The 21514-nt window shown below is 57.4% G+C and carries 26 protein-coding genes, 1 tRNA gene and 1 riboswitch; of the genes, 4 read left to right on the top strand and 23 right to left on the bottom strand.

What is annotated here, in order from left to right; all coding sequences use genetic code 11:
* Positions 1–88: 88 nt before the first annotated feature.
* On the top strand, positions 89–2332 hold the full coding sequence (locus SOR61_RS00635; RefSeq protein ID WP_320610775.1) for a hydratase: 2244 nt from the start codon (positions 89–91) through the stop codon (positions 2330–2332).
* An 8-nt stretch (positions 2333–2340) separates the two neighbouring features.
* Positions 2341–3561, top strand: a complete 1221-nt coding sequence (locus SOR61_RS00630; protein ID WP_320610774.1) for an NADP-dependent isocitrate dehydrogenase — start codon at positions 2341–2343, stop codon at positions 3559–3561.
* Between the two features lie 55 nt (positions 3562–3616).
* On the opposite strand, the gene SOR61_RS00625 is transcribed toward SOR61_RS00630, so the two are convergent.
* Both SOR61_RS00625 and SOR61_RS00620 read right to left on the bottom strand, forming a co-directional pair.
* Positions 3617–4960: an acetyl-CoA hydrolase/transferase C-terminal domain-containing protein gene (locus tag SOR61_RS00625; RefSeq protein WP_320610773.1), complete on the bottom strand. Its 1344-nt coding sequence runs from the start codon at positions 4958–4960 to the stop codon at positions 3617–3619.
* Positions 4957–5394, bottom strand: coding sequence for a MaoC/PaaZ C-terminal domain-containing protein (locus tag SOR61_RS00620; RefSeq protein WP_320610772.1), 438 nt, complete (start codon positions 5392–5394; stop codon positions 4957–4959). Before SOR61_RS00620 ends, SOR61_RS00625 begins: the two co-directional genes overlap by 4 nt.
* Before the next feature lie 174 nt (positions 5395–5568).
* On the opposite strand from SOR61_RS00620, the gene SOR61_RS00615 reads away from it, so the two are divergent.
* The gene (locus tag SOR61_RS00615; protein ID WP_320610771.1) at positions 5569–6477 is read left to right on the top strand and encodes an AraC family transcriptional regulator; all 909 of its coding nucleotides are present in this window, start codon (positions 5569–5571) and stop codon (positions 6475–6477) included.
* Between the two features lie 38 nt (positions 6478–6515).
* Entirely contained in the window at positions 6516–7547 is a 1032-nt protein-coding gene (locus SOR61_RS00610) for a putative ABC transporter permease (RefSeq protein WP_320610770.1), read from the top strand.
* A gap of 39 nt (positions 7548–7586) precedes the next feature.
* Here the strand turns inward: SOR61_RS00610 and thiT are convergent, their stop codons facing one another.
* The 21 genes from thiT to rplR all read right to left on the bottom strand — a co-directional run bounded on the left by thiT (position 7587) and on the right by rplR (position 21437).
* The gene (thiT, locus tag SOR61_RS00605) at positions 7587–8147 is read right to left on the bottom strand and encodes an energy-coupled thiamine transporter ThiT (RefSeq protein ID WP_320610769.1); all 561 of its coding nucleotides are present in this window, start codon (positions 8145–8147) and stop codon (positions 7587–7589) included.
* Positions 8148–8206: 59 nt separating this feature from the next.
* Positions 8207–8317, bottom strand: a riboswitch (TPP riboswitch).
* Positions 8318–8402: 85 nt separating this feature from the next.
* Positions 8403–8478, bottom strand: a tRNA-Thr gene (locus SOR61_RS00600).
* A 224-nt stretch (positions 8479–8702) separates the two neighbouring features.
* The gene (gene tsaD, locus SOR61_RS00595; protein ID WP_320610768.1) at positions 8703–9713 is read right to left on the bottom strand and encodes a tRNA (adenosine(37)-N6)-threonylcarbamoyltransferase complex transferase subunit TsaD; all 1011 of its coding nucleotides are present in this window, start codon (positions 9711–9713) and stop codon (positions 8703–8705) included.
* Positions 9714–9728: 15 nt separating this feature from the next.
* Complete coding sequence (locus SOR61_RS00590; protein WP_320610767.1) at positions 9729–10358, bottom strand: GNAT family N-acetyltransferase; 630 nt, start codon at positions 10356–10358, stop codon at positions 9729–9731.
* Positions 10355–10801, bottom strand: a complete 447-nt coding sequence (gene rimI / locus SOR61_RS00585; RefSeq protein ID WP_320610766.1) for a ribosomal protein S18-alanine N-acetyltransferase — start codon at positions 10799–10801, stop codon at positions 10355–10357. The genes SOR61_RS00590 and rimI overlap by 4 nt, the downstream gene beginning before the upstream one ends.
* 24 nt (positions 10802–10825) lie before the next feature.
* Positions 10826–13471 carry a DNA polymerase I gene (gene polA / locus SOR61_RS00580; RefSeq protein WP_320610765.1) on the bottom strand — a complete coding sequence of 882 codons (2646 nt, stop codon included), beginning with the start codon at positions 13469–13471 and terminating at the stop codon, positions 10826–10828.
* Between the two features lie 179 nt (positions 13472–13650).
* Complete coding sequence (gene rplQ / locus SOR61_RS00575; RefSeq protein ID WP_320610764.1) at positions 13651–13992, bottom strand: 50S ribosomal protein L17; 342 nt, start codon at positions 13990–13992, stop codon at positions 13651–13653.
* Positions 13993–14044: 52 nt separating this feature from the next.
* On the bottom strand, positions 14045–14992 hold the full coding sequence (locus SOR61_RS00570) for a DNA-directed RNA polymerase subunit alpha (RefSeq protein ID WP_320610763.1): 948 nt from the start codon (positions 14990–14992) through the stop codon (positions 14045–14047).
* A 77-nt stretch (positions 14993–15069) separates the two neighbouring features.
* A complete protein-coding gene (gene rpsD, locus SOR61_RS00565) occupies positions 15070–15672 on the bottom strand; it encodes a 30S ribosomal protein S4 (protein WP_320610762.1) in 603 nt (200 codons plus the stop codon).
* 24 nt (positions 15673–15696) lie between these two features.
* On the bottom strand, positions 15697–16095 hold the full coding sequence (gene rpsK / locus SOR61_RS00560) for a 30S ribosomal protein S11 (protein WP_021918811.1): 399 nt from the start codon (positions 16093–16095) through the stop codon (positions 15697–15699).
* 17 nt (positions 16096–16112) lie between these two features.
* Positions 16113–16481, bottom strand: coding sequence for a 30S ribosomal protein S13 (gene rpsM, locus SOR61_RS00555; protein ID WP_320610761.1), 369 nt, complete (start codon positions 16479–16481; stop codon positions 16113–16115).
* Positions 16482–16501: 20 nt separating this feature from the next.
* A complete protein-coding gene (gene rpmJ / locus SOR61_RS00550; protein ID WP_006573428.1) occupies positions 16502–16615 on the bottom strand; it encodes a 50S ribosomal protein L36 in 114 nt (37 codons plus the stop codon).
* Positions 16616–16644: 29 nt separating this feature from the next.
* A complete protein-coding gene (infA, locus tag SOR61_RS00545) occupies positions 16645–16872 on the bottom strand; it encodes a translation initiation factor IF-1 (RefSeq protein ID WP_320610760.1) in 228 nt (75 codons plus the stop codon).
* A gap of 3 nt (positions 16873–16875) precedes the next feature.
* Positions 16876–17160, bottom strand: a complete 285-nt coding sequence (locus SOR61_RS00540) for a KOW domain-containing RNA-binding protein (RefSeq protein WP_320610759.1) — start codon at positions 17158–17160, stop codon at positions 16876–16878.
* On the bottom strand, positions 17157–17918 hold the full coding sequence (map, locus tag SOR61_RS00535) for a type I methionyl aminopeptidase (RefSeq protein WP_320610758.1): 762 nt from the start codon (positions 17916–17918) through the stop codon (positions 17157–17159). Before map ends, SOR61_RS00540 begins: the two co-directional genes overlap by 4 nt.
* 2 nt (positions 17919–17920) lie before the next feature.
* A complete protein-coding gene (locus SOR61_RS00530) occupies positions 17921–18553 on the bottom strand; it encodes an adenylate kinase (protein WP_320610757.1) in 633 nt (210 codons plus the stop codon).
* Positions 18554–18566: 13 nt separating this feature from the next.
* Positions 18567–19907, bottom strand: a complete 1341-nt coding sequence (gene secY / locus SOR61_RS00525) for a preprotein translocase subunit SecY (RefSeq protein WP_320610756.1) — start codon at positions 19905–19907, stop codon at positions 18567–18569.
* Complete coding sequence (gene rplO, locus SOR61_RS00520) at positions 19907–20347, bottom strand: 50S ribosomal protein L15 (protein ID WP_320610755.1); 441 nt, start codon at positions 20345–20347, stop codon at positions 19907–19909. The genes secY and rplO overlap by 1 nt, the downstream gene beginning before the upstream one ends.
* Positions 20348–20360: 13 nt before the next feature.
* Positions 20361–20543 (bottom strand): 50S ribosomal protein L30, encoded by a 183-nt coding sequence (gene rpmD / locus SOR61_RS00515; RefSeq protein ID WP_320610754.1) that lies wholly within the window; start codon positions 20541–20543, stop codon positions 20361–20363.
* Between the two features lie 15 nt (positions 20544–20558).
* Complete coding sequence (rpsE, locus tag SOR61_RS00510; RefSeq protein ID WP_320610753.1) at positions 20559–21059, bottom strand: 30S ribosomal protein S5; 501 nt, start codon at positions 21057–21059, stop codon at positions 20559–20561.
* Between the two features lie 18 nt (positions 21060–21077).
* Complete coding sequence (rplR, locus tag SOR61_RS00505) at positions 21078–21437, bottom strand: 50S ribosomal protein L18 (RefSeq protein WP_320610752.1); 360 nt, start codon at positions 21435–21437, stop codon at positions 21078–21080.
* Positions 21438–21514 lie beyond the last annotated feature (77 nt).

Here is a 21514-nt window from a genome sequence, read left to right as displayed (position 1 = left end):
CGGAGAGTATGCTATACTTGACTGTAATCGTATATAATTTTCGTTGTATACGGATTGGTAAATTTCCCCAGAAAGGGTGACGATACGTATGATCACTTTGCATTCCGGCGGCGTCGTCTGGCAGAAGGGCGCTCCTGTCCCTGCCCCCGTCGCCTCCCTGAAAGACCGCGAAAAAACCATCGCCTATCAGATCTTCCGCAGCCACAACCAGCGGGAAGAGGAAGGCCAGCTCCATCTGAAGTTTGACAGCCTCATCTCCCACGACATCACCTATGTGGGCATCATCCAGACCGCCAAGGCCAGCGGCCTGAAAGAGTTCCCCGTCCCCTATGTGATGACCAACTGCCACAACAGCCTCTGCGCTGTGGGCGGCACCATCAACGAAGACGACCACGTCTTCGGCCTGTCCGCTGCTATGAAGTACGGCGGCAACTTTGTCCCCGCCAACCAGGCGGTCATCCACCAGTACGCCCGGGAAATGATGTCCGGCTGCGGCCGCATGATCCTGGGCTCTGACAGCCACACCCGTTACGGCGCCATCGGCACCATGGGCGTAGGCGAAGGCGGACCCGAGATCGTCAAGCAGCTGCTGAAAAACACCTATGACATCGCCTCCCCCCAGGTGGTGCTGGTCTACCTCACCGGGGAGCCCGCTCAGGGCGTGGGTCCCCACGACGTGGCCATCGCCCTGTGCGGCGAAGTCTATAAAAACGGTTTCGTGAAAAACAAGGTTCTGGAGTTCGCCGGCCCCGGCATCAAGAACCTGCCCATGGACTACCGTATCGGCATCGACGTGATGACCACCGAGACCGCCTGCCTCTCCTCCATCTGGGAGACCGACGAGGCCGTTGAGGAATACCTGGCCATCCACGGCCGCCCCGAGACCTATACCGCGCTCCATCCCCAGGAAGGGGCTTACTACGACAGCATGATCACCATCGACCTGTCCAAGGTAGAGCCTATGGCCGCCCTCCCCTTCCATCCTTCGGAAGCCTTCCCCATCCGGGAGCTCATCAAGAACCCCGGCGATATTCTCCGGGACGTGGAGCTGCGGGCCGCAGAGCAGTTCGGCGGCAAGGTTTCCCTCTCCCTCACCGACAAGCTGGTAGACGGCAAGATCATGGTGGACCAGGGCGTCATCGCCGGCTGCGCCGGCGGCATGTATGATAACATCGCCGAGGCTGCCGCCATCCTCCAGGGCCATGACGTGGGCAGCGGTTACTTCTCTCTGTCCATCTATCCTCCCTCTGTGCCCGTAAACCTGGAACTCATCCGCAACGGCGTGCAGCAGAGCCTGCTGGAAGCTGGCGCCCTCTTCAAGCCCTGCTTCTGTGGTCCCTGCTTCGGCGCAGGGGATGTGCCCGCCAACAACGGCCTGTCCATCCGCCACACCACCCGTAACTTCCCCAACCGGGAAGGTTCCAAGCCCGGTGACGGCCAGCTCTCCGGCGTTGTCCTCATGGACGCCCGCTCCATCGCTGCCACCGCTCGCAACCACGGTGTCCTGACCCCCGCCACTGAGGTCTCTTATGTCCAGCCCAAGCAGGGGAAGCGCACCTTCGACAGCAACGTCTATGACCGCCGCGTCTACTTCGGCTTCGGTGAGCCCAAGCCCGACTACGCCCTGAAGTTCGGCCCCAACATCGCAGAATGGCCGGAGATCCCCGCCCTGGCAGACAACATGCTCATGCAGGTGGCTTCCGTCCTTCGGGACCCCGTGACCACCACCGACGAGCTCATCCCCTCCGGCGAGACCTCCTCCTACCGTTCCAACCCCATGAAGCTGGCTTCCTTCGCCCTCTCCCGCCGGGACCCCGACTACGTCCCCCGTGCTCTGGCCACCCAGGAGATGGAGACCGCCCGTCAGGCCGGTACCATGACCCCCGAAGTGAAGAGCGCCCTGGACAAGCTGGGCCTGGGTCAGGACGATCTGGCTTCCATGCAGCTGGGCTCCGTCATCTTCGCCAACAAGCCCGGCGACGGCTCTGCCCGGGAGCAGGCCGCCTCCTGCCAGCGTGTGCTGGGCGGCTGCGCCAACATCTGCTATGAGTTCGCCACCAAGCGTTACCGCTCCAACTGCGTCAACTGGGGTATGCTTCCCTTCACCCTGGACGCCAACGACCAGTTCACCTGCCAGCCCGGCGACTTCATCTATGTTCCTCAGGTAAAGGAAAAGGTCCTGAACGGAGACGACACCTTCCCCGCCAAGGCAGTCACCGCCGAGGGCGTCAAGGACCTCACCCTCTACCTCAAGAACACCACCGCAGAGGAGCGGGAGCTGCTGCTCACCGGCTGCCTCATGAACCACTACGCCGCCCAGAACAAGGCTTGAGGTGAACCATGGAACGAATTAAAATGCCCAACCCCATCGTGGAGATCGACGGGGACGAAATGACCCGAATCCTCTGGGCCATGATCAAGGAAGAGCTCATCACCCCCTTTGTGGAGCTCAACACTGAGTACTATGACCTTTGCCTGCCCAACCGGGACGCCACCGACGACCAGGTGACTGTCCAGGCAGCAGAGGCCATCAAGCGCCTGCACATCGGCGTGAAGTGCGCCACCATCACCCCCAACCTCCAGCGGATGGAGGAGTACAACCTGAAAAAGATGTGGAAGTCCCCCAACGCTACCATCCGTGCAGCGCTGGACGGTACCGTCTTCCGTGCTCCCATCCTGATCTCCAAGGTCAAGCCTGTGGTCTCCTGCTGGAAGAAGCCCATCACCATCGCCCGTCACGCATACGGCGATATCTATAAGGCAGTGGAATATCGGGTGCCCGGCCCCGGTAAGGCAGAGCTGGTCTTCACCGACGAGAACGGCGTAGAGACCTCCCGCCAGACCGTCTTTGAGTTCAAGGGCCCCGGCGTCCTCCAGGGCATGCACAACCGGGATGACTCCATCCTCTCCTTTGCCCGCTGCTGCTTCACCTACGCTCTGGAAGTGGGCCAGGATGTGTGGTTCTCCTCCAAGTACACCATTTCCAAGGACTACGACCAGACCTTTAAGCTTCTCTTCCAGAAGGTCTTTGACGAGGAGTTCAAGGAGAAGTTTGAGGCCGCTGGTCTCACCTACCGCTACGCCCTCATCGACGACGTGGCCGCCAAGGTGATCCGCTCCGAGGGCGGTATGATCTGGGCCTGCAAGAACTACGACGGCGATGTGATGAGCGACCTCATCGCTGCTGCCTCCGGTTCCCTCCCCATGATGACCAGCGTGCTGGTGAGCCCCGACGGCAACTTCGAGTACGAAGCTGCCCACGGTACCATCACCGACCACTATCGCCGCCATCAGAAGGGCGAGGCACTCTCCTCCAACCCCCTGGCCACCATCGCTGCCTGGGCAGGCGCCCTGAAGAAGCGGGGGGAAATGGACGGCAATGCCGCCCTGTCCCACTTCGCCGACTGCCTGAACCAGGCCGGTCTGGACGTCTTTGAGGAAGGCTATCTGTCCGAAGATCTGGCTCCCCTCTGTCCCCCGGAAGGGCTGAAGGAAATGCCCGAAAACAGCAAGCTCATGAAGCTCATCCGCGCCAGACTGGAAACGCTGCTGGCACAATAACCTCTTCTGAAACAAAATGGAGTCAGCCAAAATGGCTGACTCCATTTTTATCTGTTTAGTAATACATGTACGCATTGGCCTTCTTTCGCAGCTCAGCCCGGAAGTCTGGGTGGGCCACCGCAATGAGGTTTTCCACCCGCTGCTTCACGGTCCGTTGGCGAAGTTTAGCCACCCCGTACTCCGTAACTACCATGTCCGTCAGGTTCCGGGAAACCGAAACAATAGCCCCCGGGTCCAAGGTAGGAACGATCCTGGAAAGGGTCCCCTTCCTGGTGGTGGATGTCTGGGCCAAAATGGCCCGGCCTCCCTTGGAGTGGTAAGCACCCCAGGCGAAGTCCGTGGCACCGCCGGTGCCGGAATGCTGGAGAGGTCCGATGGACTCTGCGCACACCTGCCCGGTCAAATCAATTTGCAGAGAAGCATTGATGGACACCACATTGTCATTCTGGGCAATGACATAGGGATCGTTGGTGTACCGGCTGCGTTTCACGCACAGCCTGGGATGCTGATCCACAAATTCATACAGGAAGGCATCCCCAGAGATAAACGAACCTACGGTGATCCCCTTGTCGATTTTCTTGTATCGGTTGGTGACCGCTCCCGCCTCCATCAGGTGGGCCATGGAGGTGCCGATTTGCTCCGTGTGGATCCCCATGTCATGTTTATCCATGAGAGAAAAGCCGATGGCGTTGGGGATGCCCCCGAATCCCAGCTGGATGCAATCGCCGTCCTTCATCATCTCTGACACATACCCGGCAATGGTTCGCTCCTTCTCCCCAATGGGAGGATCGCTCAACTCGTAAATGGGTTCATCCACCTCATAGATCACATCTGCCATGGAGACCGGCAGTGCATTTTCCCCCCATACCATGGGTGCCCGGGCGTTGACCTCAAAAATGATCTTATCCGCTCGGTAGAGATTCTCCAGGGTCATGATCAGGTCGCAGCTCAAATGAACATACCCACGCTTATCCATGGGAGAAACCTGCCCCACAAATACGTTGGGCTTCAGGCTCCGCTGGATCTCCTGGCCATAGTTGTGCTGGTTGACCGGGAAGTAAGAATACAATCCACTGCCTCGTGCCCCGATGGACCAACGATCGTAGAAAAACGTATTGATGTGGAACTTCCCTGCCAGAGAGGGGTCACTGGCTACGGGATATTCATACCGGTCAATACAGGTCCAGCACTCCACCCCTTTGTTCAGCCGGGGGGCTATGGTGTGCAGCTGGCTGAGAAACCCTTTGGGTTCGCTGCCGTGGGAGGCCCAGATGATACAGTCCCCATCCTCAATCAGGTCGAGGGCGTCCTGAACGGTACCCAGCCGGGCTGCATACAGGTCCCGAGGCTTCTGGTTCCGGTAGGCTCCCTTTAAGTAATCCTGATGCCAACGGTTCATCCTTCCCCCTCCTTCTTGGTGTCCAGCACCTTCATGTAATGCAGGCAGCGGAGGACGACTTCCCCCCGCTGGTTGGTCATGACACACTCCCCTGTGGTCTTACGCTTCTGCTCGTCCACTTCGGTGATCCAGTAGGTGGCGGTGATGGTGTCCCCAAAGTAGACCGGTTTTAAGAAACGCACCCGGTCATATCCCATGGCCAGAATATCCTGCCCGCTGTCCACCCCCGCCATTCCGCTGACGGTAGAGCACAGGCTAAAGGTCAGACAGCCGTGCACTAGCCGGGTGCCGTAGGGCATTTTTTTGCAGTACTCCTCATTCACGTGGGCCGGGAACAGATCTCCAATGATCCCGGCAAACATGTATACGTCACACTCTGCAAAGGTCTTGGTGAGGGTAAATTCTTTTCCAATCGTAAAACCCAGCGTTCCCATGGTATCCTTCCTTTCCTCTTCCCAGTTGGCTCTTGCGGCGGTCTGTTTGTTGTGTTAAGATGCCTTCAAACACCGTTTTCTTTATTGTACCATCTTTTCTCAGGAAACTCAGGGACGATTTCCCAATCTTATGGTGATTTTTCACATTTCAATGAATACTGTCCGGAGGTCTCTATGCAGATCACACAAATCCGAACCGACCATACCCTGATGGCCGTGGAGCTGCGCAGCTCGGCAGACTTTCCCATCCGCTTCTATCTGGACGTGATGGACGAATTTGACCAGTCCTGCATCCGCTGGCACTGGCACCCTGAGCTGGAGTTTAACGTCATCACCCGGGGAACCATGGAGTACTACGTGGAAAACGACCACTTTACCCTCTCCGCCGGACAGGGCATCCTGAAAAATGCCAATGTACTCCACATGGCGGAGCCCTCCAAAAACACCCCCAACGCAGAGATGTTTTCCATCATCATGGACTCCTCCTTTATTGCGCCGCCCCAAAGCCTGATCTATCAGAAATACGTAGCCCCGCTGGGAGGAAACCAAGGATTCCGCTGCCTTCCTCTGGACCCTGCCCTCCCCTGGCAGGCAGACATCCTGGACTGTCTCCGCCAGGCCTATGAGCTCAGCCTGAAGGAAAACGGAGCCTATGAGCTGCATATCCACCGCCTTATGTGCCAGGTCTGGCAGTCCATTGCCGAGCACAGCCACGAACTGCCCAGACAAACCCTCTCTCCAGCGGAGCTCACCAATCAAGTCCGCATCAAACGCATGATCTCTTACATCCAGGAAACCTTTCCCCAAAAGATCACCCTGGATGACATTGCCGCCGCAGCCAGCGTCAGCCGGAACACCTGCCTGAACTGTTTCCGGACCGTACTGGGACTCTCCCCTTTGGAATACGTGGCCAACCTTCGGATCGAACTGGCCCTCCATCTGTTGGTCTCCACCACCATGCCTGTGGCTGAAGTGGCCGCTGCCTGCGGCTTTGAAGACGCCGGTTATTTTGGAAAAGCCTTTCGGAAGAAAACCGGCCTCTCCCCCACCCAATACCGAACCCGCCGCCTGCAAGCCGAATAGCGGCAGGCAGGAAATCTCTCTTTCACGAGGTGCTTACCATGCCGTCTTACGCTGTGGAGCAATGGCTCCTTCTCTTCTACTTTTACTGCTTTTGCGGCTGGCTTTGGGAGTCCTGCTATGTCTCCGCCCGCCAGCACCAGTGGGTCAACCGTGGCTTTCTCCATGGCCCCCTTCTGCCCATCTATGGAACCGGTGCGATTTCCATTTTGTTCGTGACCCTTCCGGTCAGAGACAGCATCCCCCTGATTTTCCTCCTGGGCATGCTGGCCGCTACCCTTCTGGAGTGGATCACCGGTATTATCATGGAATGGCTCTTCCATGTCCGTTACTGGGACTACTCCACCCAGCCGTTTAATGTAGGAGGGTATATCTGCCTCACCAGTTCTCTGGCCTGGGGCGCTTTCTCCATCCTCCTGCTTCGGTTCCTCTATCCCCCGGCAGAGTTCCTGCTGTTCCGCATCCCCCAGTTCCTGCTCCTGCCTCTGGCCTGGGGTATCACCGTTCTCTTTGCCGTGGACATGGTGCAATCCTTCCGGGCTGCCCTGGATCTCCGCAAGCTCCTCACCACCCTTACCGAGGAGCACGAAACCATTCGCCGTCTGGCCAAACGGGCGGAAGTGCTCTCTGCCTTTGCCGAGGATGATCTGGAGCGCTTCCGCGCCCGGACCCAGGAAGAACGACTCCTGCTGGCCCAGCGGCTGGAACAGGCCAAAGCCCAGCATCAGCAGACCAAAAAACAGGCCCAGGAAGAGCTGCTGCGCCTGCGCCGGGCCGCTCGTCTGAAAGCCTCCGAGGCTGTCGCCGCCACCCTGGAATCTCTGGAAGCTCGCCTGGAAGAACGCGCCTCCGGCAGTGCAGTCCAGTCGGTGCAGGCGGAACTGAAAGAAGCCATAGCACGGCTGCGCACCCAGCAAACGGAAATCAAAAACCGCAGCTTCGCCCCCTATCGCCGGGCCCTTCGCATCCTCCACGGCAACCCCTCTGCACAGGCCAAGCGGTATCGGGATGCACTGGAGTCCCTGCGTACCATCAGCAAACACCGTCCCTTCCAGAAAACAAAAAAGCAATGAAAAAAAGCACGCAGATGCGTGCTTTTTTTCATTGCTTTCTCATGTCTTTTTCCGCAGGTCGGCCCCTGTCAGATACTTGTGCATGGGCTTATACAAAATCCCAAACACCACCAGGCAGAGAATCATATCGATGACCATATAGAATCCGTTATACAGGAAGGAGTAAATCCACGGAGACGTCATCGTCATGCCGAAAAACTCGTCCGGCATGTACATGGCCCAAACGGTAGCGCCGACAATCAAGTGCACCAGGAAACGGGCTGCACTACCCAAAATCGTTCCCCAGAAGATACCCTTTTCCTTTCCCTTGCACAGACCTGCCACACCAAGCACAGTAAAAGCCAGTAAATAGTCCCCGATGATGGACTGCCAGCTGATAGCAAAGCCGCCATCAAACATAACCTGCAAAACGCCGTAGGCAAAGCCGGAAACCAATCCCCATTTGAAACCCCAACGTACCGCAAACAAAAAGATCGGCAGCATGCCCAGGGTGATGGAGCCACCCCAGGGCATCTCCCAAATCTTGATCATACTCAGCACTTGGGCCAGCGCCACAAAAATGGCACCCTCACAAAGCATTTGAACCTTTTTTTCTTTCATAATATCCTCCTTTTTCAGGAAATGGCAGAAAAAATCCCCGTGACAACAACCGTCACGGGGGAGTCTCCTCTACACAGTTCCTACGCCGGCATTATCCGGATCAGGTTCCTGGGTCAGGGTGGCAATACACCCACTCTCAGCCAACTTGCGTCAGCCCCCCTATGACAAATTTTCAGCTTCTTCCCTTTCATTATAAAAGGTTCTCATCCCTTGTCAAGAGAAAAAACACCGTACACCAGTTTTGGTGTACGGTGTTGGAGCTGGAGATCGGACTTGAACCGACGACCTGCTGATTACGAATCAGCTGCTCTACCGACTGAGCCACTCCAGCAAGGGTATCTTTCAAGCAAACCCGTGGCAATTATTATACCACGGAATTTCATCTGCGTCAATCACAAATTACTATACACATGGTATAACCGGGCAAAACCCCTATTTCTCAATGGTTTTGCCCGGTTCTTTCCGTATATTGGCCAAAAATTCTACAAAGAGTTATTCACATTGTCCACTTACTTATCCACACAGTGTGCACAATTTGCGCACACCTGTCCTTTATTATCCTTGGGAAATGTCCCGGTTGGCATAGGCGTTCAAGTCGGTTCCTCCGCGAGTCCCAGCCAGATACTCATAGTAGGCCTGGCTGCCGATCATAGCGCCGTTATCTCCACACAGTTTCAGAGGCGGCAGATAGAGGCTCCACCCTTCCTTTTCACAGGCGGTTTCCAGATCCCGGCGAATTCTGGAGTTGGCGGCCACGCCGCCTACCACGGCAACCTTTCCATAGCCCTTCTCCCGAGCCGCTGCAATGGTCCGGGGAACCAGCTCATCGCTGACTGCGCCGGAGAAAGAAGCTGACAGGTCCGAGAGGGGCAAGGTCTCTCCCTTCTGCTCTGCCTTATGGATGAGATTCAGCATGGCCGTCTTTAATCCGGAAAAAGACATGTCCAGAGGAGCGTCGGGAATATGAACCCTGGGAAGGGTAAACCGCTGGTCATCCCCTCCCTGGGCTGCCCGGTCCAGAGGGCCGCCGCCGGGATAGCCTAACCCCAGCACACGGGCAATCTTATCAAAGCACTCCCCTGCTGCGTCGTCCCGGGTGGCGCCCATAATTTCCATTTCTGTATAACCCTTCACATCCACAATGAGAGAGGTCCCACCGGACACACACAGACACAAAAAGGGGGGCTCCAGTTCCGGATAGGCCAGGTAGTTGGCCGCAATGTGTCCCCGTACATGGTGCACCGGGATGAGAGGCACACCAAGGGCATAGGCGACCGACTTGGCAAAGCTCACCCCCACCAACACCGCGCCGATGAGTCCGGGGGCATAGGTGACCGCTACCGCGTCAATATCCTTTCGCTCTAACCCCGCCTGACGCAGCGCCTCATCCGCCAGGGAGGAAATCACTTCAATATGTTTGCGGGAAGCAATCTCCGGCACAACGCCTCCGTAGATTTTATGCATCTCTACGGAAGACGCAATACAATCTGCCAAAACCGTTCGGCCATCTTTGACCAGTGCCACCGCAGTCTCATCGCAGGAGGATTCTACTGCAAGAATTATCATGATGTTCCATCCTTTCTATTCTTCCATCCCGGGCAGCGTTGTCTGCTCCGCCCAGGACTCCGGCGGCTCCAATGGTTTTGCCGGGTCACGGGGAATCTGAATATAGCGATCATAAGCCCACTGGGTAAATTGGGACCGATACAAAGCCTGATGGCTGGCCATTGCACCGGCTTCGGTCCCCTCTCCGTTGGGGGAATGAAGGCACACTTTATAATGCACCCCAAAGAGCATACAGTCATATCCCAGGAAGGTATAGCCATTGCGCCGGTAAAACTCGATCCGGCGCCGCCGGATGGCATCCTCCGGCCCGCCTTCCGGCGCTTCCGACTCGATGATAATGCCATCCCAGTTGGAAAACGTCTGGGACAACAGGCGAAGGATCTCACCGCCCAGTCCCTGATTCCGCCGGGCAGCCGTCACGCCCAGGTAATCCACCAGCACATATCGCTGGTCTGGATCTTCCCACAACAGGGCGTATCCCACCAGGGTTTCCCCTTCAAAGGCACCCACAGGCCGGTAGGCCCCAGCCTGACAGAGCTTTTCCATGGCGGCATAGGGCTTCAGCTCCGAAGGAGGAAAGGCCTCCGTCAGTTCCGTCTGGTGCAGCCATGCCAGCTCTTCCAAACTCAATGCCCGCAGCTTCATCGTTGAAACTCCCTGGTGAGCAAAAGGGCATCCTCCCGGGGATTCTCATAGTAATCCTTCCGGCGGCCTGCTTCCCGGAATCCATTCTTCTCATACAGCGCAACCGCCGCTGTGTTGGAAGGCCGGACCTCCAGGGTAAGAAACGCCAGATGCGCCTGTCCAAACCGGCAGAATACATCCAGCAGACGGTCTGCGATCCCCTGCCGACGGCAGGAAGGCCGCACTGCCACGTTATCAATATAGCCCTCGTCGAGAATCACATGAAGGCCGGCGTATCCCAGCACAGAACCGTCTTCCCCTTCTGCCACAATAAAGGACGCTGTATCGTTATACAGTTCTTCCTCCAGCATGGCCTCGTTCCAAGGCGTAGTAAAGCACATCCGTTCCAACTCTGCCACACCTGCCAGATGGGACCGGTCCATTGGTACCAATTGATATTCCATTCTGCGCTCCCTTCTTATGTGCCCTCAGTCTTTTGCCTCTGCCCAGCTGCGGCCGGACCCTACGTCGGTCAGGAGGGGAACCAGGAAATCTCCCGCACCCTCCATCTCTTCCACCAGCAGTGTCTTGACCCGTGCCTCCTCTTCCAGCGGGCACTCTACGATCAGTTCGTCGTGGACCTGAAGGATCAGCCGGGCCTGCAGCCCTTCTTCCTCCAACCGACGGAACACCCGGATCATGGCCAGCTTCATCACATCCGCTGCGGTTCCCTGAATGGGCATGTTCAGGGCCACCCGCTCTCCAAAGGAGCGCAGATTATAGTTGGAGGATTGCAGCTCCGGCAGCCAGCGGCGGCGTCCCATTAAGGTGGATACATATCCATCCTCCTTGGCCCGCTTCTTCACCTCATACATATAGGTCCGAACCCCGGAGAAGGTGGCCAGATAGCGCTCCATATACTCGTCTGCCTCCCGCCGGGTCACCCCAATGTCCTGGGCCAGGGAAAACCCGGAAATGCCATACACAATGCCAAAGTTCACCGCCTTGGCTCGGCGGCGCAGTTCCGGTGTGACCTCCTCCACCGGCACTCCAAACACCTGAGAGGCCGTATGGGCGTGAATGTCTTCCCCGGAACGGAAGCTCTCGATCATCTTCTCGTCCTTCGCCATGTGGGCCAGCAGACGCAGTTCGATCTGGGAATAGTCTGCGTCCACCAGGGTCCAGCCGGGGCGGGCAATGAACATCTTCCGGATCTCCGCACCCAGTTCCGTGCGAATCGGAATATTTTGCAGGTTGGGCTCCGTGGAAGACAACCGTCCTGTAGCGGTAACGGTATTCTGGAAGGAGGTATGAATGCGCCCATCTTCCCCGATCACTTTGGCCAGCCCCTCCACATAGGTGGAGTTCAGCTTGGTCAGCTGGCGATACCCCAGGATGCTGTCAATGATGGGATGAGATAGCCGGAGCTTTTCCAACACCTCTGCGCTGGTGGAATATCCAGTCTTGGTTTTCTTCACCGGCGGAAGTCCCAGCTTCTCAAAGAGGATGTGCCCCAGCTGCTGGGTAGAGTTCAGGTTAAACTCCTCCCCTGCCTGCTCATAGACCTGGGCTTGCAGGCGGGTGATCCCCTCTTTCAGTACCTGGCCAAAAGCTTCCAGCGCCTGCTGGTCCACCAGCATGCCTGCCTGCTCCATGGCAGCCAGAACAGGACAAAGGGGAAGCTCAATTTTCTCATAAACTTCTGTCAATCCAAACGTTTCCAGCTTGCCCGGAAGGATTTGGTACAGCGCCTGGACCAAGGCACCGTGCCGGGCCATAGACTCCATGGCCTGTTTCCGGCTCTCCTCACTGTTCCAGGCTTTGGAACCCAGATAGTCCTTCACGGAAGGAAAGCTCTCTCCAAAATACTTGGCACCTACTTTATCCAAGTCATAGCTGCCGTCGGTGGGCGACAGCAGATAGGCTGCAATGGCCCCATCAAAGCAGAATCCCTCTGCCTGGAAGCCCCGTTTCAGGGCCTGGCTCATGGTATCCTTACAGTGATACCCCAACTTTGCAATCTCCGGCACAAAAAAGGCCCGCAAGAACCAATCATAGTCCGGGAAATCCTTCTCCGTCACCAGAACCGCCTGGTCTCCCCAGCATACGGTCAACACCGACAGATCAGGCAGCGTCAGCACAGCAACGGTCTGCTCCTTCCACTGGCTCAGAAGGTCCTCTGCTCTGCTCCGCTCCTTCACTTCCTCTAATGTACAAGCAATGCACTGTCCATGCTGCTCCCCCTGCTGGGTCTCGACCCCATCCAGCCCCATCTGGCTGAGCAGCTTATGAAACTCCAGCTGAAGGAAGAGTTCCCGCAGAAGGACGGCATTCACCGGCTTCCGAATGGTTTCCTCCGGGGTGAAGTCCATGGGGGCGTCGCAGTGGATGGTACACAGATCATAAGACTGGAATGCACTCTCCCGTCCCTCGGTGAGTTTTTTCTTGACCCCTGGCTTGGCGTTCAAGGTCTCGTCTTCCAGCCGGCGATAGATGGTCTCCAGCGTCCCATTCTCATGGAGCAGAGCCATGGCAGTCTTTTCTCCCACCCCAGGCACCCCGGGGATGTTATCCGAGCTGTCCCCCATAAGGGCTTTCAAATCCACCATCTGGGGAGGAGCAAAACCGTAGACCTCCTGGAAGGTCCCCGGGTCCATCTCCTTGGTGGTGGTCTTACCCATCCGGGTGGTCACCAGCTCAATATAGGTATGGTCTGTAATGAGCTGAAGGGAGTCCTTATCCCCTGTGGCCACCCGGCAGTCCCAGCCGGCGGCTTCGCATCGGCGGGAGATGGTACCAATGAGGTCGTCTGCCTCCCAGCCGGCCAACTCATAGCAGGGAATATTCATGGCGTCCAACACCTGTTTCAGCACAGGGATCTGCACCGCCAGGTCCTCCGGCATCTTCTTTCGCTGGGCTTTATACCCCTCGTAGGCCAGGTGACGGAAGGTGGGCTCCTTCCGATCAAACGTCACGCACAGTCCATCCGGGTCCACCTCTTCCTCCATCCTGCGCAGGATGTTCAGAAAGCCGTAGATGGCGTGGGTGGGAAACCCCTCTCCATTGGTCAGGGGATGCATCCCAAAGAAGGCACGGTTTACAATAGAATTTCCGTCGATTACCAGCAGCTTCATAGGTTCACTTCCTTGCTTGGGGAGACGCATTCCCCTTAAATTCACTCAGTAATAAGTTATTGTACCACAAACCGCAGGAAAGAAAAAGAGGGCTTCCCTCTCGGCATACAAAAATCGGGCAGTCAAAGACTGCCCGATTTTCTCCCACAGCAGAGACTGCTGTCAGGTATTCCGTTGTATTACACCAGCTGGATGATTGCCATCTCGGCAGCATCGCCCCGGCGGGGGCCCATGCGTACGATCCGGGTGTAACCGCCGTCGCGGTTCATATACTTCTGGTTCACCTCAGTGAACAGCTTGTGAGCAACATCCTCCTTGGTGATGAAGGCCAGAGCCTGACGATAAGCTGCCAGGTCATTCTTCTTGGACAGAGTGATCATCTTCTCTGCCAGAGGAGCCACTTCTTTTGCGCGGGACAGAGTGGTCTTGATCTGGCCATTCTCCAGCAGATAGGTCACCATGGCTCTCAGCATGGCTTTCCGCTGATCGGTCCGCTTGCCAAGCTTACGGTTACCGGACATGTTGGTTCAACTCCCTTCGGTTTTGATGGTTCGGTCTCCCCCGAACCTCAGGTCAATTGTCTTCGCTGGCCAGGGACAAGCCCATCATGGCCAGTTTGTTAATAACTTCTTCCAGAGACTTCCGCCCCAGATTACGTACCTTCATCATTTCATCCTCTGTCTTGGAAATGAGGTCCTCCACAGTGTTGATGTTGGCACGTTTCAGGCAGTTAAAGCTTCTCACCGACAGATCCAGCTCTTCGATGGTCATCTCCAGCACCTTATCGCGGATGTCGGGAGACTTTTCCACCACCGTGGACTTGTTGCCCATGGTTTCGCTGAGATCGGTGAAGAGCATAAAGTGGTCACAAAGGATGCGGGCGCCCAGGGATACGGCATCCCGAGCTGCAATGGTTCCGTTGGTCCAAACTTCCAGCGTCAGCTTGTCGAAGTCGGTCAGATCCTTCACGCGGGTGTTCTCCACGGTGTAGTTGACCTTCTTCACCGGCGTATAGACAGAGTCAACAGGAATCACCCCGATGACCGTCTGAGGCGTCTTGTTCCGATCGGCGGGAACGTAACCTCTGCCGTGAGACAAGGTCAGCTCCATGTTCAGAACTGCCTCCGGACCGAGGGTGGCAATGGGATGCTCAGGGTTGAGAATCTCCACCTCGCTGTCGGCTTTGATATCGCCGGCAGTGACAAGGCCCTCTCCCGATGCCTCAATATACACCGTCTTCGTGCCTTCGCTATACAGCTTGGCAACAATCCCCTTTACGTTCAGGACAATTTCTGTCACATCCTCTTTCACACCGGGGATCGAGCTGAACTCATGCTGAACGCCTGCAATCTTGATGCTGGTGACTGCGGTGCCGGGCAGAGAGGACAGCAGAATCCGGCGAAGAGAGTTGCCTAACGTGGTGCCATAGCCGCGCTCCAAAGGCTCGACAATGCACTTCCCGTAGGAGTTGTCTCCAGGCTTCTCGATGCATTCGATGCGCGGCTTTTCGATTTCTACCATTTGTTACCCTCCTTCTTACGTCGGCGGACCTTTGATCCGCCGTATCGTCATTCCGTTTTCCTGCCGAGGGTAGCTTATTACTTGGAGTACAACTCGACGATGAGGTGTTCCTCGATGGGCATGTCAATGTCCTCACGGGCGGGCATCTTGGTCACAGTACCCTTCAGGCTGTTCTTTTCCCGCTCCAGCCACTGGGGAAGGGTCACCATCACGGCGTCTTCACCGGTCAGTCTCTTGAACTTCACGGAGGAACGGCTCTTCTCGGCAACTTCGATCACGTCACCGGGCTTCACCAGGAAGGAGGGGATGTTCACTCTCCGGCCGTTCACGGTGAAGTGGCCGTGGTTCACCAGCTGACGAGCCTCGCGGCGGGTCATGGCGAAGCCCAGGCGGTACACTGCGTTGTCCAGGCGGCGCTCCACCAGGACCAGCAGGTTTTCACCGGTCTTACCGGGCATACGGGATGCCTTCTCATAGTAAGCACGGAACTGCTTCTCCAGAATGCCATAGACGAACTTGACCTTCTGCTTCTCCGTCAGCTGCAGAGCATACTCGCTCTTTTTCTTTCTCATCTGACCGCCGGGGTTACGGTTGGTCTCCTTCTTGCTGTAACCCATAACGGTAGGAGAAATACCCAGCGCCTTGCAGCGCTTGGCGATCGGCTGTGTATTCTTTGCCATAGTTGTTTTTCTCCTTTCCTTCGATCAGACGCGGCGTCTCTTGGGGGGACGGCATCCGTTGTGAGGAATGGGAGTCACGTCCTTGATCATGGTGACTTCCAGACCCACCGCCTGCAGGGCACGGATGGCAGCCTCACGGCCGGAACCGGGGCCCTTCACGTACACTTCCACGCTCTTCAGGCCGCAAGCCTCGATGGCAGCCTTTGCGGCGGTCTCGGCGGCGGTCTGTGCAGCGTAGGGGGTGGACTTTCTGGAACCGCGGAAGCCCAGGCCACCGGCGGAAGCCCAGGACAGGGCGTTGCCGTTGGTGTCGGTCACGGTCACCATGGTGTTGTTGAAGGAAGAGCGGATATGGACGGCGCCCTTCTCAATGTTCTTGCGCTCACGGCGTCTTCTGACGACCTTCTTCTTGGGGTTAGCCATAACGATTCTTCCCTCCCTTACTTCTTCTTGTTCGCGACGGTACGCTTGGGACCCTTGCGGGTACGAGCGTTGGTCTTGCTGCGCTGGCCACGGACGGGCAGGCCCTTGCGGTGGCGCAGGCCTCTGTAGCAGCCGATCTCGGTCAGGCGCTTGACGTCCATTGCCACGTCGCGGCGCAGGTCGCCTTCGACCATGTAGTCGCGGCCGATGACCTCGCGCAGTGCGGCCTCATCCTGCTCGGTGAGGTCCTTCACGCGGGTGTCGGGGTTGATGCCCGTTGCTGCCAGGATCTTGTTGGCGCTGGTGCGACCGATCCCGTAGATATAGGTGAGGGCGATCTCGATTCTTTTATTCTTCGGCAGGTCAACGCCGGAAATTCTTGCCATACTTCTTCAGCGCCTCCTTATTAACCTTGTCTCTGCTTATGCTTCGGGTTTTCGCAAATGACCATAACTTTGCCCTTGCGCTTGATGATCTTGCACTTTTCGCACATGGGCTTGACGGACGGTCTTACTTTCATGATTTTCTACCTCCTGTAAGCCTGTTGCTTTACTTGGTGGATTTGCTACGCCAGGTGATCCGACCCCGTGTCAGATCATACGGGGAAATCTGGACCGTTACCTTGTCGCCCGGCAGAATACGGATGAAATTCATCCTGAGCTTTCCGGAAATATGAGCCAGAATCACATGGTCGTTTCCGATATCGACCCGGAACGTGGTGTTGGGCAGGGCCTCAACAACAGTCCCCTCCAGCTCGATCATGTCGCTTTTTGCCAAGCGTCATACCTCCTTGGTCTCACTGAACCTATTCTGGAGAGCGGCCAGCGCCCTCCTGATTTCACTGTCCAGCACCGGCTCGCCGTTTCGCAGGCAGTCGATGGCCGGGTGCGTCCAGACCCCCGTGGAAACAACGTGCTTTCGCCGTTTTTTCTTGGGAGTCTCAATTTTTCTGCGCTTGCCGTCTGCCAGCCAGAGGAAGTCGCCCTCCGCCCGGCATACCAGGAAGAGGTCTCCCCTGTCGTGGCCGGCAGCCGACCGCACAACGTCTCCAGGCAGAAACGTCATGGGCGCAGATCCCCCACGCGGGTCAGGATCTCAGGATCCCCCTTTGTGATGAGGATTGAGTTCTCATAGTGGGCGGCCAGGGAGCCGTCGGCCGTTCTTACCGTCCAGCCGTCGCGCATCACTTTGACTCGCCAGTCCCCTTGGTTCACCATGGGCTCCACCGCGATGGTCATTCCGGGAGCGAGCCGGGGACCATGGCCGGGTTTGCCGTAATTGGGAACTTCCGGGGATTCGTGCAGATTGGCTCCTACGCCGTGACCGACGTAATCCCGCACCACCGAGAAGCCGTTGTCTTCCACGTACTTCTGCACGGCGTGGGAAATATCGGAGACACGATAACCGAAGCGGGCGTACTTCATACCCTCCCAGAAAGACTGCTCCGTCACAGCGATCAGTCTCGCTGCCTCGTCGCTGATCTTTCCGCAGGCATAGGTGCCCGCGCAGTCACCGTGGAAGCCGCCGATATAGGCGCCTACATCCACACTGACGATGTCGCCTTCCTGCAGGACCAGCTTGCTGGGGATCCCGTGGATGACTTCATCGTTCACCGAAATACAGGCCGAGCCGGGGAAACCCCCGTAGCCCAGGAAAGAGGGCTTCGCGCCCTGGCTTTCGATGAATTTCCGAACTGCGGTATCTATTTCAAGAGTGGTTACGCCAGGACGTACCATATTGCCCGCCAGCTCGCGGGCCGCCGCGGTAATTTGTCCTGCGCGGCGCATCCCCTCAATATCTCTGGGTGACTTTAAGGAAATCATGGTTAAAGCCCCAGTGCCTTCAGAATCGCAGCAGTTGTTTCAGCCACTGTCGGCTGGTTGTCTACGGTTTTGAGCAGGTTTCTCTCTGCGTAGAAATCTTTCAGAGGTGCGGTCTCCTTGTGGTAGACCTTCAGGCGGTCGCGGACGACCTCAGGCTTATCATCAGCCCGGGCCTCCAGCTTGCCGCCGCAGGCGTCGCACACACCCTCCACTTTCGGAGGCAGGTTCTTCACATGGTAAGGTGCACCGCAGGAGGCGCAGACACGGCGTCCGCCCATACGATCTACGATCTCATCGTCGGAGATCTCCAGGGAGACGACGGCGTCAAAGGTGATCCCTGCCTTTTCCAGGGCCTCGGCCTGGGGAATGGTGCGGGGCACGCCGTCCAGGATAAAGCCCTTCTGGCAGTCTGCCTCGGCCAGACGCTCGGAGATCACGCCGATGATCACTTCATCGGGGACCAGCTTGCCGGCGTCCATATACTCCTTGGCCTTCAGACCCACGGGGGTGCCGTTCTTCACGGCGGCCCGCAGGATGTTGCCGGTGGAAATGGTGGGAATGTTGAGCTTTTTACAAAGGATCTCTGCCTGGGTGCCTTTGCCAGCACCCGGAGGGCCTAACAGAATCAGTTTCATAGTATGATACCTCTTATTCCAGGAAGCCCTTATAGTGCCGCATGAGCATCTGTGCCTCGATCATTTTGACCGTCTCCAGAGCGACGCCGACCACGATGATGACGGAGGTGCCGCCGATGGACATGTTCACGATCCCGGTGATGTTCTCGGTAATAATGGGCAGGATGGCTACGATACCCAGGTAAATGGCGCCGAAGAAGGTCAGACGGGAGAGTACCTTGGTCAGGAACTCAGCCGTAGGACGGCCGGGGCGGAAGCCCGGAATAAAGCCGCCGTTCTTCTTCAGGTTGTTGGCTACCTCCACAGGGTTAAACTGGATGGTAGCGTAGAAGTAGCTGAACATGATGATCAGCAGGAAATAGATCACTGCGTACAGAGCGCTCGTGGAGTTAAAGACCGTGAGGAAGGTGTTCCAAGCGGTCCCCTCCTGCTGAGAGGAGGGCACGAACATGCCGATGGTGGCAGGGATCATTGCAATGGACTGCGCAAAGATGATGGGCAGCACGCCGCTGAGGTTGACCTTGATGGGGATGTGGGTGGACTGACCACCGTACATCTTCCGGCCCACCACGCGCTTGGCGTACTGAACGGGAACCTTGCGCTCAGAGTTGGTGATAAAGACGATGAAGACCACCAGGGCCAGCATCCCGATCACCATGAGCACCACCAGGCCGGGGTTCAGCACGACGGTGTTCTTGATCTGCTCCTCGGTCCAGCCGCTCATGTCCAGGTGTGCCATCCAGTTTTTCAGGCCGGTGGACAAGGTCATGATCATGGCAGGGATCCGGGAAACGATACCGGTGAACAAGATGATGGAGATACCATTGCCCACACCGAACTCGGTGATCTGCTCGCCGAGCCACATCAGGAACACAGCGCCAGCGGTGAAGGACATCACGATGACGATGGCGGCCCAGACGCTCTCATTGTTCAGCAGGCCGTAGCTGCGGATCAGGGTGTAGTAACCGAAGCCCTGCAGCAGGCCGATGCCCAGCGTGGTGTAACGGGTAATGGACTGGATCTTCTTCTTGCCGTCCTCGCCGCCGTCCTTGGCCAGCCGCTCCAGAGCCGGGATGGCAATGGTCAGCAGCTGGATGATGATGGAGGCGTTGATATACGGCTGGATGGACAGCGCGAACAGCGTTGCCCTGGACAGAGCCGAACCACTCAGGGTGTTCAGCAGTCCAAAGATGGTGCCCGAATGGGCAGCGATATAGCTTTGCAGGTACTCGGTGTTGATATAAGGCACCGGGATGGCAGCGCCGACCCGGTAGATCAGCAGAGCGAAAACAACAAACAGGAGCTTACGACGCAGCTCCGGCAGCTTCCACGCGCTGCGGATGGTCTTAAACATCAGACCACCTCAGCCTTCCCGCCTGCCTCTTCAATTTTTGCCTTTGCGGAGGCGGAGAAAGCGCTGGCCTGCACGGTCAGCTTTTTGGTCAGGCTGCCTTCGCCGAGGATCTTCACGCCATACTCACACTTGGACAGGATGCCCTTGTCCAGCAGATCGTTGGCGGTGACCACAGCGCCATCCTCAAACTTTTCCAGAACGGAAACGTTCACGGCTTCGAGGGGCTTTGCAAAGATGTTGTTGAAGCCTCTCTTGGGGATACGACGAGCCAGAGGCATCTGACCGCCTTCAAAGCCCACGCGGACGCCGCCGCCGGAACGAGCCCACTGGCCCTTCTGGCCGCGGCCGGCGGTCTTACCATTACCGGAACCGTTGCCGCGGCCCTTACGATAGGCCTTGGGGTTGGAACCAGGAACGGGAGAAAGTTCATGCAGTTTCATGTCGCGCACCTCCTTACTGTTCCTCGGTCACCTTCAGCAGGTAACCAATGTGGGCGATCTTGCCCCGGGTGGCAGCGTTGTCGGGCTGCACGGTGGTGTCGCCGATCTTGCGCAGGCCGAGGGCTGCTGCGGTGGCCTTGTGCTTAGCGATCCGGCCGTTGAGGCTCTTGACGAGCTTAATGTTCAGATTAGCCATTGTTCAAAGCCCTCCTTAGCCCACGATCTCTTCCACGCTCTTGCCACGGATCCGGGCTACAGCCTCAGGACCGCGCAGGGACTTCAGGCCCTCCATGGTGGCGGAGACCACGTTCTGGGGGTTGTTGGAGCGCAGGCACTTGGTACGAATATCTTTGATTCCGGCAGCTTCCAGCACGGCACGCACGGGGCCGCCGGCGATGACGCCGGTACCGGGGGCAGCGGGCTTCATCAGCACGCGGCCGGCGCCGAACTCACCGATCACCTCGTGGGGGATGGTGGTACCGGACAGGGTGATGGTGAACATGTTCTTCTTGGCGGCTTCCAGGCCCTTGCGGATTGCCTCGGGGACCTCAGCAGCCTTGCCCAGGCCGAAACCGACCTTGCCCTTCTCGTCGCCGACGACGACCAGAGCGGAGAACTTCATCACACGGCCGCCCTTGACGGTCTTGGAGACACGGTTCAGGGAAACGACTTTTTCCACGTACTCGCTGGGTTCTCTTTCAAATCTAGGCATTTTCGTTTCCTCCTCCCATTAAAATTCCAGGCCGGCCTTACGGGCGCCCTCTGCCAGGGCCTTCACACGGCCGTGGTACAGGTAACCGCCGCGGTCGAAGACCACAGTGTCGATGCCCTTGTCCTTGGCACGCTGGCCGATGGCTTCGCCCACCTTGGCAGCAGCCTCGCAGTTGTTGCCGGCGCCCTCAAATCCCTTTTCCAGGGAGGATGCGGACACCAGGGTCACGCCCTTCGTATCGTCAATGATCTGGGCGTAGATGTTGGTTCCGCTGCGGAACACGTTCAGACGGGGTCTCTCGGATGTGCCGGAGACTTTGCCGCGAACGCGAGTATGACGCTTCTGACGCTGAGCGTTAGTATCGGGTCTCTTAATCATTTAGGCACACCTCTTTCTTACTTCTTCACGCCGGTCTTGCCTTCCTTGCGGCGGATGACCTCGTCAGTATATTTGAT

Source organism: Evtepia sp. (assembly GCF_034090835.1).
Taxonomy (GTDB): Bacteria; Bacillota; Clostridia; order Oscillospirales; family Oscillospiraceae; genus Evtepia.
Note: the sequence above shows the minus strand (reverse complement) of the source record. Positions and strands in the feature narration are given on the sequence as shown.